Consider the following 12,275-nt stretch of genomic DNA (forward strand, 5'->3'; position numbering starts at 1 on the left):
AAGGTCCACTCTGAGAATTCGGGGCGGCCACTCCAGCTGCGTCAGCGGGCCATTCGATCGAGCAGGTTGTAGTAGAGCACCGAAGGCGCGAGGAACCACGGATTGCCGCTGTAGAAGGGGCGCGTCTGGAAGGTGAGGCCGTCGAAGGCGGTCTTGCCCTCAGCCAGGCCGAGCACCTGCTGGCCGAGCCGCATGCCGAGATAGCTCGCCATGCCGACGCCCGAGCCGCAATAGCCCATCGCATAGTGCATCCCGTCATGGCGGCCGATATGCATCAGCTCGTCGAAGCTGTAGGCGACGAAGCCGCACCAGGAATGGCTGATCTTGCTGACCGCGAGCTCCGGGAATATCCCGCTCATGGCGGCGTGCAATTTCGGCCCGCTGCGGCGCGGATCGGTCTCGCTCAGCGAGACGCGGCCGCCGAAGATGATCCGCCGCCTGTCCGGCGAGGCGCGATAGTAATAGACCACCTTGCGGGTGTCGCTGACGATGCGGTTGCGCGGGATCAGCCTGTCGACCAGCCCCGGATCCAGCGCCTCGGTCGCGATGACATAGCTGCCGATCGGGATGACGCGGCGGCGCAGCCAGCCGGTCAGCGGCCCCGTATACCCGTTGGTGGCGATGACGACGTCGCGGGTGCGGATCATGCCGCGCGGCGTCTGGACCAGGAAATCCTCCCCGATCCGCTCGATGCCCGTCGCCGGGCAATACGGCACGAGTTCGGCACCGGCCGCGACGACGCGCTGCAACAGCCCCTGATGGTAGCGGGCCGGGTTGATCGAGGCGTGGCTCTCATAGACGACGCCACCATGGTAGAGATCGGAGCCGATCTCCGTGCGCTGCTCTGAACGCGGCACGACATGGCAGGCGACTTCGAGCCCCTTCGGCTGGGTTGCGGCACTGCGGGCCAGCTCCTCATATTTGCCCGGCGCATGCGCCGCGTGGAAACGGCCAACGACGCCGAAATCGCAGTCGATCTCCTCGTCGCGGACGAAGTCGCCAATGAAGCGCAAGGAGTTCCGGCCCTCCTGCATGATCGCGAAGGCGCGCTTCTCGCCATGGCGCCGAACCAGCTCGGCATGGCCGGGCTTCACGCTGGTGGAGATCTGCCCGCCATTGCGGGTACTGCAGCCGAAGCCGGCGGCCTCCGCGTCGAGCACGACGGTACGACGCCCGCCACGCGTCGTCTGGAGCGCCGCCTGCAGGCCGGTATAGCCGGAGCCGACGATGACGACCTCCGCCTGTGCAGGGGGATCGGTCCGCGGCAGGTCGGGCCGGGGCACCTCATCCCACCAATAGGGCGCAGCCTTGAAATCGCTCGCGAACAGATCGCTCGGCATCGTCTTCGTCATCCCCCCGGATCAGACTCGCGCCACTACACTCTTGAGCTTGCAGTAGCTGCGCAAGCCCGCCATGCCTTTGGCGCGACCGAAGCCGGACTTGCGATTGCCGCCGAAAGGCATCGCGATGCCGCCGGCAAAGAACTCGTTGATGTAGACCTGGCCAGCATCGACCGCCCTTGCGAAACGCCAGGCCTTGGCGTGATCGCGCGTGTAGATGCCCGCCACCAGAGCATAGGATGTGGCATTGGCGGCGGCGATCGCTGCCTCGACATCCGCAACGATCTGGACCGTCAGCACCGGGCCGAAGATTTCCTCCTGCACCAAGGGATCGTCAGGGCCATCAGCGAGCACGATGGTCGGCTGATAGAACCAGCCGCCACCGCAATCCTCCGGCGGCACGATTGCGCCTCCGGTCAGGATGCGGTTGCCGGCGGCGCGGGCGCGGTCGACATGGGCATCGACGCGCGCCAGCTGCGCCGGCGAGTTGATAGGCCCGATCCCGGCATCGCTCAGGCCATGGCCCGGCCGCAATGCCTGCGCGCTTGCGACGAGGCGTTCGAGCAGGGGCTGCGCGATCGCTTCCTCGACGATCAGGCGCGAGCCGGCCGAGCAGATCTGCCCGGCATTCTCGAAGATCGCTTCCATGACCCCGGCAACGGCCGCGTCGATATCGCAATCGGCGAGCACGACGAGGGGAGACTTTCCGCCAAGCTCCAGCACGAGCCGGGTGACATGCTCGGCCGCGGCGCGCATCACGCGCTGCCCGGTCGCAACCGAGCCGGTGAAGGTGATGTGATCGATGCCGGGATGGGCGACGAGGGCTGCGCCCGCCCCAGTGCCGGTGCCGGCGACGACATTGAGCACGCCTTCCGGCAGACCGGCCTCATCAAGCAGCTCCGCCAGCATGAGCGTGGTGAAAGGCGTCTGCTCGGCTGGCTTGACCACGAGTGAGCAGCCGGCGGCGAGCGCTGGCGCAATCCCGCGCGCGGCAGTCGAGAGCGGGTAGTTCCAGGGCACGATCTGGGCGGCGACGCCGACCGGCTCCTCGATCGTCAGCCCGACATGGTCGGGACCGAGCGGCATGCTGTCGCCATGCAGCTTGTCGGCCGCGCCGGCATAATAGGCGAAGGCCTTCACGACGCCGCCGACATCGCCCTCGGCCTCAACGAGCCGCTTGCCGGAATCGAGGGTCTCGACCACGGCGAAATGGGCCGAGCGCTCCGCGATCAGGCGGCTTGCGCGCATCAGAATTTCGCCCCGCGCGGCCGGGCCGAGACGCGACCACGGGCCGGAGAGAGCCCTACGCGCCGCCGCCACCGCACGGTCGATATCCTCGGCACCACCGGCTGCGACCGAGGCGAAAACCTTGCCCCGACCGGGATCGAAGCTCTCCATCCGCCGCCCGGAGACGGACTCGACGAAGTGCCCGCCGATGAAATGCCCGCTCGGCAGGCCGGCAAGCGTACCCGTCCGCAGGGCTTCGCCGATGAGCTCGGCGCGGTCCATGATCACGTGCCGATCTCCGTGACCTGATAGGCGGCCTTGTCGAGCCAGGACGGCTCAATCTCGACGCCCCAGCCCGGCCCGTCGGGGATCGCGACCATGCCGTCGCGCGCCTGCGGCGGGTTGCGCAGAAGACCCTGCTCCCAGGGGTAATAATCCGGTCCCTCGATGGAGAACTCGATATAGGGCCCGGCATTGGCGAGCGCGCCCATGATGTGCAGCGTGAACACCGTCACCAGTGACTGATTGGCCGAATGCGGCGTCACCGGCAGGCCGGCGGCCTCGGCCCAGCGCGCCACTTTCAGCATCCGCCCGACGCCGCCGATATAGCAGATGTCCGGCTGCACGACGTCGACCACGCCACCGTCGATCATGGCGCGCCAGACGGCGAGGTCGCAGTCCTGCTCGCCGCCGGTCACGTCGAGATCGAGGGCGTCGCGGACCTCGCGCGTCCAGGCATGCTCCCAATAGGGGCAAGGCTCCTCGAAATGGACGATGCCGTGATCCTGCAGCATCTTGCCCACAGCAATGGCCTTGGCCGGCGAATAGCCGCTGTTGCCGTCGACGAGCAGCGTCGCCTCGGCGCCGAGCGCCCGCCTGATCTGCGGCACGATCGCGTCCGTCCGCCCCGGCCACTCGTCGATATCGCGGCCGCATTCCCGCCCGACCCGGAACTTGAAGGCGCGATAGCCGTGGGCGTCGCGCAGGCGCCGGAAGCGCTCGGCCTCCGCCTCCGGCGTGATCTCGCCGCGCTTCATGCTGGAGGCGTAGACCGGGAAGGGACGCGGCGAGCCGCCGAGCAGTTCGCAGACGCTCTTCCGCTCGATCCGCCCGCGCAGGTCCCATAAGGCCGTGTCGAGCCCCGTCATGGCGCGGCAGAGATAGGAGCCCGGGAACTTGTGCTCGCGCTCGCTGATGGTCGCGACGAGTTCGTCGATGGCGAAGGCGTCTTCGCCGACGGCCCAGCGCGCCACCTGCCGGTGGAAGACGGTCGCGGTGATGTCGGCATTATAGGGCGAGAACTGGCCCCAGCCCTGGCTGCCATCCTCGCATGTCGCACGGACGAAGCCGACGTCCTGGGTCGTGAAGCTTTCGAGCCGGGTGATCTTCATCGCTGCCGCTGTCCCGTTTCGCGATCGCCGACCGGCGAACCGCGGACAGCTTCGGCGCAAGGAGGGACTTGAATTGGCCTGATCCCAAGGTCCATTCTCGTCAAACTGACAGTCCACTCTCAAACGAGGCGCCATGGTCAAACGCGAGGAAGGCGCCCTGCTCCAGTCGATCGTGCTGGACCGCGCGGGCGAGCATGGGCTCAGCGTCCAGATCTGCGCGGGCTTGCGCGAACTGATCCTCGGCGGCACCCTCAAGGTCGGCGAGCGCCTGCCGGCGACGCGCACGCTGGCGCAGGAATTCAGGGTTGCCCGCACCACCATCGTCGAGAGTTTCGAGCGGCTCGCCGCCGAAGGGCTGATCGAGACCCGCGTCGGCTCCGGCACCTATGTCAGCCAGGCGCTGGCGAACGAGCGCCCTGCTCCGGCCGCCGCGGCCGTTGCGGCGCCCACCGCGCGGGTCAAGCTGGCGCAGGCGATGAACACGGCATCCAAGCTGTTCGGCACGCGCCTGCCGCACCAGCCGCGCGCCTTCACCACGGCGATGCCGGCCTTCGACGCCTTCCCGATGGCGCAATGGGCGCGGCTTTCCGGGAAGCACTGGCGCAAGGCGCGCCATCAGGTGCTCGGCTATCCCGATCCGCACGGTGCACGGCCGCTGCGCCAGGCCATCGCCGCGCATCTGCGGCTCAACCGCGGCATCGCCTGCGAATGGCAGCAGGTCTTCGTGGTGGCGGGAGCTCAGCAAGCTTTCCACCTGATCGCGGCCACGCTGCTCGATCCCGGCGACAAGGTCTGGTTCGAGGACCCCGGCGCCATCGGGGCGCGCAACAGCATGATCCAGTCGGGAGTCGCGATCGTGCCCGTTCCGGTCGACGAGGCCGGCCTCGTGGTCGAGGAGGGACTGCGCCGCGCGCCCGAATTCAGGCTCGCCTTCGTGACGCCTGCGCATCAGCAGCCGCTTGGCGCCAAGATGAGTCTGGAGCGGCGCCTCGCCTTGCTCGACGCCGCCGAGGCCAACGGCGCCTGGATCATCGAAGACGATTGGGACGGCGAATTCTGCTTTCAGGGCGCCCCGATGGCAACGCTGACCAGCATCGACCGGAGCGGCCGAGTGATCTATGTCGGGACCTTCTCGAAGACGCTGTTTCCCTCGCTGCGGCTCGGCTTCCTCGTCGCGCCGCCGCATCTGGTCGAGCAGATCGGCATCTGCCTCGAGGCCTTCTCGCCGGGCGTGCCGACGGCGCTGCAAGGCATCGTCGCGGATTTCATCGTCGAGGGGCATTTCGCGACGCATGTGAGACGCATGCGCAAGCTCTATCAGGAGCGCTACCAGGCGCTGGACGAAGCGGCGCGCGAATATCTGGCGCCGGACCTGCAGGTGGTGCCCACGCAGACCGGCATGCATACTGTCGCCCACCTCCGCGATGGGCTCGATGCCGTCGCGTTGACACAGGCAGCGGCCCGTTGCGGCGTGACGGTCGCGCCGATCAGTCGCTTCGCCCTCGAACCCGTTGCGCGGGACGGGCTTGTGCTCGGCTTCAGCGGCTTCACGCCGGCGGAAATCCGGGCCGGGGCGCGCGACCTGCGCGGCTGCATCGACAGCCTCGCCGCAGGCGAGAACTGGACTGGCGTTTCAGCGGGAATGGCCCTTAGCGAGAGACCCAATTCTTCCTAGGAGCGGAGGCGGAAACGCTGGCCAATACGCCCTCAAAGCATGGGTAGGACGAGCATCTTGACGGAATGGGACGTGATCATCGTCGGAGCGGGCTCGGCCGGGTGCGTGCTCGCCGGCCGGCTGGCGGAGGCCGGCCAAGGTTCGGTCCTGGTGATCGAGGCCGGGCCGCGCGATCTCAGCCCCTGGGTCCATCTGCCGATCGGCTACGGCAAGACCTTCTACCATCGCCGCCTGAACTGGATGTACCGGACCACGGCGCAGCCGGAACTGAACGGACGCGAAATCTACCAGCCGCGGGGCAAGGTCGTCGGCGGGTCCAGCGCGATCAATGCCATGGTCTATGCTCGTGGCCAAGCCGAGGATTTCGACGCCTGGGAACGGCTCGGCAACCCCGGCTGGGGCTGGACCGAGGTGCTCGCCGCCTACAAGCGCATCGAGGACCATGCTCTGGGCGCCTCCGACTGGCATGGCGCAGGCGGGCCGCTCCATGTCGAGGATGTCACCGGAGAAGTCCATCCGCTCACCCCCCTTGTCGTCAGGGCCGCGGGCGAAGCTGGCCTTCGCTTCAATCCGGACCTCAACGGCGCGACCAGCGAGGGCGCGGGCTTCTACCAGATCACGACGCGCGCGGGCCGGCGCGAATCGGCGGCACGCGCCTTCCTGCATCCGGCGCGGCGGCGCGGGCGCGTGAAGCTGGAAACCGACACCCATGTCACGCGCATCCTGTTCGACGGCCGGCGCGCCGTCGGCGTCGAGGCCCGGCGCGGCGGCGAAACTCTGCGCTTTCGCGCCCGCCGGGAAGTCGTCCTGTCCGGCGGTGCCTTCAACACGCCGCAGCTCCTGCAACTTTCCGGGATCGGCCCGGCGGAACTGTTGAAGCAACACGGCATCATGCCGCTGCTCGATCTGCCAGCCGTCGGCCGCAACCTGCAGGACCATCTCTGCTACGATCACGTCTACCGCTCGAAGCTTCCGAGCCTGAATGACGCGCTCTTATCCTGGCCGGCCCGCATCGGCATGGCCGCGAACTACCTGCTGCGGCGGCGCGGGCCCCTCGCGCTCAGCGTCAACCAGGGCGGCGGCTTCTTCCGCACCAGACCCGAGCTGCCACGGCCGGACATGCAGCTCTATTTCTCGCCGCTGAGCTATGAGCGCGCGATCCCCGGCGTGCGCGCCCTGATGAAGCCAGACCTCTTTCCCGGTTTCAGCCTCAGCGTTTCGCCCTGCCGGCCACTCAGCCGCGGCCATGTCGCGATCCGCTCGCCCGATCCTCGCATCGCACCGGAGATCGCGCCGAACTACCTCGCCGAGCCAGAGGATCTCGGCGAGCTTCTTGCGGGCGCCCGCTACCTGCACCGGCTCGCGGGGACGCCCACACTCTCCGCCGTGATCGATTCCGCAATCCGGCCGGGCCCGGAGGCCATCGACGCGCAGGCGCATGTCGCCGACATCCGCGCGAACGCCTACTCGGTCTTCCACCCCTGCGGGACCTGTCGGATGGGCCCCGACCCACGCGATGCAGTCGTCGATGCCCGGTTGCGGCTGCACGGCATCGACGCCTTGCGCGTCGCGGATGCCTCGATCTTCCCGACCATCCCCTCCGGCAACATCAACGCGCCGGCCATGATGGTCGGCGAGCGCGCCGCCGCCTTGATGTCGGACGCCTGAACACGAATTCCCCTGCCCTGCCCGACCACGGTCGAGCGGCGGCGGCTTGCAGAACATCCATATATCCACTAACCTCGATTTATGGAATCACCGCAGATCATTCTGGCCCTTGCAGCTCTCGCGCAGCAGACCCGCCTCGACGTGTTTCGCTTGCTGGTGAAGCATGAGCCGGAAGGTCTGCCCGCGGGAGAAATAGCGCGGCGCCTTGCCGTGCCGCAGAACACCATGTCGTCGCATCTGGGTGTCCTGGCGCGGGCCGGGCTGGTCCGCACCGAACGCCGGAGCCGCTCCATCATCTATCGCGCCAACCTCGAAGCGGTGCAGCGCCTCGTCACCTTTCTGCTGCACGATTGCTGCGGCGGACGGACGGAGATCTGCGCACCGCTGGGCGCGGCGGTCTCGGCCTGCGGCGCGACCTCGCCGACGGCGAACGAAATCGAGGAAACCGCCTAGACCGTTGCGGATCGGCGCCGCTCCCTTCCCCTCGCTGAACAGCTTGCGCCTTGCGGCCTGAGCACGAAACGTCTGTGCCGGAGTCATTCCAGATGGATGTCGTCATCTACCACAACCCGAATTGCGGCACCTCCCGCAACACGCTCGCGATGATCCGGAATGCACGTGTCGAGCCGCACGTCGTCGAGTACCTGACAACGCCGCCCTCGCGCAGAATGGTGCGCGAGCTCGTCGATCGCGCCGGTCTCACGCTGCGCCAGGCGCTACGCGAAAAGGGAACGCCTTATGCCGAGCTTGGCCTGGACGATCTCTCGCTCGGCGACGAAGCCCTGCTCGACGCCATCGAAGCCCACCCCATTCTCCTGAATCGACCATTCGTCGTGACGCCGAAGGGCGTTCGGCTGTGTCGCCCGTCCGAGCGTGTGCTCGACCTCTTGTCCCCGCAGCTCGGCGAGTTCCGCAAGGAAGACGGTGAGTTGGTCGTCGATTCATCCCGCCCCGCCTGAGAGCCATGTCGACTTTCGAACGCTATCTTACCCTCTGGGTCGGCCTTTGCATCGTCGCGGGCATCGCGCTCGGCCACGCTTTGCCCGGCTTCTTCCAGGTGATCGGCGCGGCTGAGATCGCCAGGGTCAACCTGCCGGTGGCGGTGCTGATCTGGCTGATGATCGTGCCGATGCTGCTGAAGATCGATTTCGCGGCGCTGGGCGAGGTCGGGCGCCACTGGCGCGGCATCGGCGTCACCCTCTTCGTCAATTGGGCGGTCAAACCCTTCTCGATGGCCGCGCTCGGCTGGATCTTCATCTCCTGCCTCTTCCGGCCTTACCTGCCGGCGGATCAGATCAACAGCTACATCGCAGGCCTGATCATCCTCGCTGCGGCGCCCTGCACGGCGATGGTCTTCGTCTGGTCGAATCTGACAAAGGGCGAGCCCCTGTTCACGCTCAGCCAGGTGGCCCTCAACGACGCGATCATGATCGTAGCCTTCGCGCCGATCGTGGCCCTGTTGCTCGGCCTCTCGGCCATCACCGTGCCTTGGGACACGCTGCTGCTGTCGGTCGCTCTCTATATCGTCATCCCGGTGATCGTGGCCCAGCTCGTGAGGCGCCAGCTCCTTGCGCGCGGCGGCCCGGCCACGCTTGACCGCATCCTCGGCGTTCTCGCGCCGATCTCGCTGGTGGCATTGCTGGCGACGCTGGTGCTGCTCTTCGGCTTCCAAGGGGAGCAGATCCTGGCGCAGCCGCTCATCATCGCGATGCTCGCGGCGCCGATCCTGATCCAGGTGTATTTCAACTCGGGCCTGGCCTACCTGCTCAATCGGATGGCCGGCGAGGCGCATTGCGTGGCCGGTCCTTCCGCGCTGATCGGCGCGAGCAACTTCTTCGAACTCGCCGTCGCAGCCGCAATCAGCCTCTTCGGCTTCAACTCGGGCGCGGCGCTCGCGACCGTCGTCGGAGTTCTCATCGAGGTGCCGGTGATGCTGTCGGTGGTCGCGATCGTCAACCGGAGCAAGGGTTGGTACGAGCGCCACCCGGCGGTCATCCGCGGGACGACCAAGCACGACGTATCGGCGTCGGGCTGAAGCGCTGGGCAGCCTCGGGCCGGCCACGCCGCTGGAATCGGCAGCAGGCGGGGTTATCGAAGCCCAGCTCAAGCCGGCCTGCGCAGGATGCGGGTGCGCCGTGCCGGCGCGCGGTCCAACGCCTAATCCCTCGGCAGGCTGCGCGCCGTGAAATCGCATGATTGCTGGGCGATCGCAGCAACGCGTGCGGCGAGCGCGCTTCCTGGCTATGGATCCCGAGGTGATGCTGTTCGACGAGCCGACCCCGGCGCTCGATCCGGAGATGGTCGGCGAGGTTCTGGCTGCGATGAAGCGGCTTGCGGCGGCCGGCATGACCATGATCTGCGTCACGCATGAGATCGGCTTCGCCCGCGAGGTCGCCGACGAGATCTGGTTCATGGAAGCCGGCCGGGTCATCGAGCGCGGCAGGCCAGCGGAGCTGGCGAACGCTGCGGCCCATCCAAGGCTCGCGGCCTTTCTGCGCATGGTCGGTCATCAAGCGTAGCTCGGACCGCATGTCCCGGGCACAGGCGCGTGTCTCATGAGGGCAGGAGCGAACGTCCGCGAGAAACGAGGGGGCCTCATTCTTCGATGATCGGCTCCCTCATGGTGAGACGTGACCGGGCAGCGCGCTCCGGCGCCGCCTCAGATCGCGGATGCGCTCGGCTCGTCTACGCGTCAGATGAACGCGCCGCCAGCGGGCCGGAGTGCTTACTGATCCGACAGCTCGTAGATCGATGCCTCGTCGGCGCGCTCACGCAACCCCTTGAACGATGCGTGGCGCAGCTTGCCGTCGTCGGTCCAGGCCCGGAATTCGATCTCCGCGACCAGCTCCGGCTTGATCCAACGATATGCCTTGCTCCGGCCGGTCATGTTCACAGCGGGCTTTTCGGTGAGAATCCGGTCCATCTGCCTCCGCAGGGCCGTTGCGCTGGCTTCGGAAAAACCAGCCAGCACGCTTCCGACATAGACGAGATGGCCATCCTCGCGAGCCGCGACCAGTATGCGGCCGACGCCGCCGAGAGCCTCGTTCGAAGGCTCATAGCCGATGATGACGAAGCTCTCCGACTGGACGCACTTGATCTTGAGCCAATCTCCGCCTCGCCCGGATCGATAGGGAGCGGAGCGCCGCTTCGCAATGATGCCCTCCAGCCCCATCTCGCCGGCCAGGCGCAGCAATGCCGGCCCATCCGCGTTGATGTCCTCGCTCAGATGGACGGAATTGTGAGGGGAATCGCCCAGAATGTCCTCAAGAATGCCCCGTCGCTCCTCGCAGCTGAGCGCACGGATATCATGGCCGTTCAGATAAAGCAGGTCGAAGGCATAGAAGATTGCCCGGGAAGCGCTCTGCGTGCCGCCGAGGCTGCCAAGAGCCTTCTGCAGCGCGCCGAAATCCGGGGCGCCGCGGTCGTCGACGATGACCGCCTCCCCGTCCATGATGGCACTGCCGACACCAAGTTGCAGGGCGTCGCGAGCAATGACGGGAAAACGCAACGTCCAGTCATAACCGCCGCGCGTGATGATCCGAACCCGCTGGTCGGGCTCGATGTGGACAGCGAGGCGGTAGCCGTCCCACTTGATCTCGTAGGACCAATCGCGCCCCGTCGGCGCCTTGCTGCTCAGCAGGGCGAGACAGGGCTCGACACGCTCAGGCATCGGATCGGTGAAGAGGCGCTCTAGCTTCCGTCGTCGGGTAAGCGGCCCCTGAAGCGTATGTCCGCTCAGTCCGGCTCTGAGAATGCGCCGCGCACACATGGCCCCAACTCCACACGCACAACTATAAACGTGTGACGCGAGGAATCGTTCCAGGACAGCCGCCTCCAGGCGGGGCCAATCCGATCCGCCGCGGAAGGCCTCGAGAGGCATCGCCGCGCTATCGCAGTCTCCTCCGATCGCGCCGGGCCGGGTGCCGCGCAGGTCGAGATTGAGCGATCGCATCGACTTTTGCCGGTGCCGGCGAAAGCCCGGCGCTGCGAAAGCCACGCTTGCCAGCCGCGCCATGTGACGGCAATGTCGGCCCAGAAAGACGTTGAGTGGGTAACGGGACATGGAAAACGGCCAGATCATGATCACGCGCGGTGGGAATGCCGATGTCGGCGAGACGCGAAGGATGGCGGGGCCTGGACTTCTCGATCGCCGATCGTTTCTGGTCGGATCGGCCGTTGGCGTCGGCGCGCTCGGGCTCGGCGGTTGCGCGGTCTCTGACGGCATGAGCTTCGCCGAAGCGCAGAGACTCTACGGGCCGGCGCCTGAGGAGAAATTCCCGATCCCGGCGGCGGATATCAGCAAGGTCGATCCGAAATATTATCGCCGGACGGTGCGCTATGACACCAAGGAAGCGCCCGGCACGATTATCGTCGATCCCGGCAACTACTATGTTTACCGCGTCGAGGAGGGTGGAAACGCCACCCGCTACGGTGCGAATGTCGGCCGCGACGGGTTCCGGTGGAGCGGTGACGCCTATGTCGGGCGCAAGGCCGAATGGGCGACCTGGACACCGCCCAAGGAAATGATCAAGCGCCAGCCCGAGGCGGCAAAATACGCCCGCGGCATGCCGGGCGGCCTCGAAAATCCGCTCGGTGCCCGCACACTCTATCTCTATCAGAACGGCGCCTATACGCTCTACACGATCTATGCCAGCAGCGAGCCTGAATCGATCGGCTCAGGCATCACGAGCGGCTGTGTCGGCCTGCTCAGCCAGGACATGATCCACCTTTATTCGCAAACGCCGGTCAAGACGAAGGTGGTCGTCCTGCCGGCCTAGGCTGCGGCATCGCCCCCCGGACCTGGGCGCTGCCCGTGCGGGCGGTCCAAAGGACAAATGGTGTCCTGGCGATTATACGCGTGACGATATCTGGAAGGTCGATGCGACCTTCCAGGCCGGCGGCCGCCCCGGGCGACGCCGGCATCCAGATTGCTGAAGAGCGCTGTCCGGTCGGCAGGGACTTGGGAATTGGCGG

At 67.0% G+C, this 12,275-nt stretch carries 10 protein-coding genes and 1 pseudogene; 7 read left to right on the forward strand and 4 right to left on the reverse strand.

The annotated features are described in order from the left end of the window. Positions 1 to 41: 41 nt before the first annotated feature. Genes AC1DEZ_RS02250 through AC1DEZ_RS02260 form a run of 3 tightly spaced genes read right to left on the reverse strand, consistent with a single transcriptional unit; the run spans position 42 to position 3,958 of the window. Entirely contained in the window at positions 42 to 1,352 is a 1,311-nt protein-coding gene (locus tag AC1DEZ_RS02250) for an NAD(P)/FAD-dependent oxidoreductase (protein ID WP_476778460.1), read from the reverse strand. Between the two features lie 9 nt (positions 1,353 to 1,361). Continuing rightward, a complete protein-coding gene (locus AC1DEZ_RS02255) occupies positions 1,362 to 2,849 on the reverse strand; it encodes an aldehyde dehydrogenase family protein (RefSeq protein WP_476778769.1) in 1,488 nt (495 codons plus the stop codon). 2 nt (positions 2,850 to 2,851) lie between these two features. Further along, a complete protein-coding gene (locus tag AC1DEZ_RS02260) occupies positions 2,852 to 3,958 on the reverse strand; it encodes a mandelate racemase/muconate lactonizing enzyme family protein (RefSeq protein ID WP_476778461.1) in 1,107 nt (368 codons plus the stop codon). Between the two features lie 133 nt (positions 3,959 to 4,091). Between AC1DEZ_RS02260 and pdxR the strand changes: the two genes are divergently transcribed. From pdxR to AC1DEZ_RS02290, 6 genes and pseudogenes are all read left to right on the forward strand, one after another. Then, a complete protein-coding gene (gene pdxR, locus AC1DEZ_RS02265) occupies positions 4,092 to 5,633 on the forward strand; it encodes a MocR-like pyridoxine biosynthesis transcription factor PdxR (protein WP_476778462.1) in 1,542 nt (513 codons plus the stop codon). 57 nt (positions 5,634 to 5,690) lie between these two features. After that, positions 5,691 to 7,301, forward strand: coding sequence for a GMC family oxidoreductase (locus tag AC1DEZ_RS02270; RefSeq protein WP_476778463.1), 1,611 nt, complete (start codon positions 5,691 to 5,693; stop codon positions 7,299 to 7,301). A gap of 81 nt (positions 7,302 to 7,382) precedes the next feature. Further along, on the forward strand, positions 7,383 to 7,754 hold the full coding sequence (locus AC1DEZ_RS02275) for an ArsR/SmtB family transcription factor (RefSeq protein WP_476778464.1): 372 nt from the start codon (positions 7,383 to 7,385) through the stop codon (positions 7,752 to 7,754). A gap of 92 nt (positions 7,755 to 7,846) precedes the next feature. Continuing rightward, positions 7,847 to 8,260 carry an arsenate reductase (glutaredoxin) gene (arsC, locus tag AC1DEZ_RS02280; protein ID WP_476778465.1) on the forward strand — a complete coding sequence of 138 codons (414 nt, stop codon included), beginning with the start codon at positions 7,847 to 7,849 and terminating at the stop codon, positions 8,258 to 8,260. Positions 8,261 to 8,265: 5 nt separating this feature from the next. Next, on the forward strand, positions 8,266 to 9,336 hold the full coding sequence (gene arsB / locus AC1DEZ_RS02285; RefSeq protein WP_476778466.1) for an ACR3 family arsenite efflux transporter: 1,071 nt from the start codon (positions 8,266 to 8,268) through the stop codon (positions 9,334 to 9,336). Between the two features lie 160 nt (positions 9,337 to 9,496). Continuing rightward, positions 9,497 to 9,820 (forward strand): annotated as a pseudogene (locus AC1DEZ_RS02290) (ATP-binding cassette domain-containing protein); the annotation flags it as partial. Positions 9,821 to 10,026: 206 nt separating this feature from the next. On the opposite strand, the gene ligD reads toward AC1DEZ_RS02290, so the two are convergent. Beyond that, positions 10,027 to 10,971 (reverse strand): non-homologous end-joining DNA ligase, encoded by a 945-nt coding sequence (ligD, locus tag AC1DEZ_RS02295; protein WP_476778467.1) that lies wholly within the window; start codon positions 10,969 to 10,971, stop codon positions 10,027 to 10,029. A gap of 409 nt (positions 10,972 to 11,380) precedes the next feature. Here ligD and AC1DEZ_RS02300 point away from each other — a divergent pair, with 409 nt between their 5' ends. Then, complete coding sequence (locus AC1DEZ_RS02300) at positions 11,381 to 12,079, forward strand: L,D-transpeptidase (protein WP_441513144.1); 699 nt, start codon at positions 11,381 to 11,383, stop codon at positions 12,077 to 12,079. Positions 12,080 to 12,275: the final 196 nt, after the last annotated feature.

Source organism: Allobosea sp. 10L422 (genome assembly GCF_056395345.1).

Excerpts from the sequence above, each read along its gene's own strand:
- AC1DEZ_RS02250 (WP_476778460.1), bottom strand. The coding sequence starts at position 1,352 with ATGACGAAGACGATGCCGAGCGATCTGTTCGCGAGCGATTTCAAGGCT.
- AC1DEZ_RS02255 (WP_476778769.1), bottom strand. The coding sequence starts at position 2,849 with ATGGACCGCGCCGAGCTCATCGGCGAAGCCCTGCGGACGGGTACGCTT.
- AC1DEZ_RS02260 (WP_476778461.1), bottom strand. The coding sequence starts at position 3,958 with ATGAAGATCACCCGGCTCGAAAGCTTCACGACCCAGGACGTCGGCTTC.
- pdxR (WP_476778462.1), top strand. The coding sequence starts at position 4,092 with ATGGTCAAACGCGAGGAAGGCGCCCTGCTCCAGTCGATCGTGCTGGAC.
- AC1DEZ_RS02275 (WP_476778464.1), top strand. The coding sequence starts at position 7,383 with ATGGAATCACCGCAGATCATTCTGGCCCTTGCAGCTCTCGCGCAGCAG.
- arsC (WP_476778465.1), top strand. The coding sequence starts at position 7,847 with ATGGATGTCGTCATCTACCACAACCCGAATTGCGGCACCTCCCGCAAC.
- arsB (WP_476778466.1), top strand. The coding sequence starts at position 8,266 with ATGTCGACTTTCGAACGCTATCTTACCCTCTGGGTCGGCCTTTGCATC.
- ligD (WP_476778467.1), bottom strand. The coding sequence starts at position 10,971 with ATGCCTGAGCGTGTCGAGCCCTGTCTCGCCCTGCTGAGCAGCAAGGCG.
- AC1DEZ_RS02300 (WP_441513144.1), top strand. The coding sequence starts at position 11,381 with ATGATCACGCGCGGTGGGAATGCCGATGTCGGCGAGACGCGAAGGATG.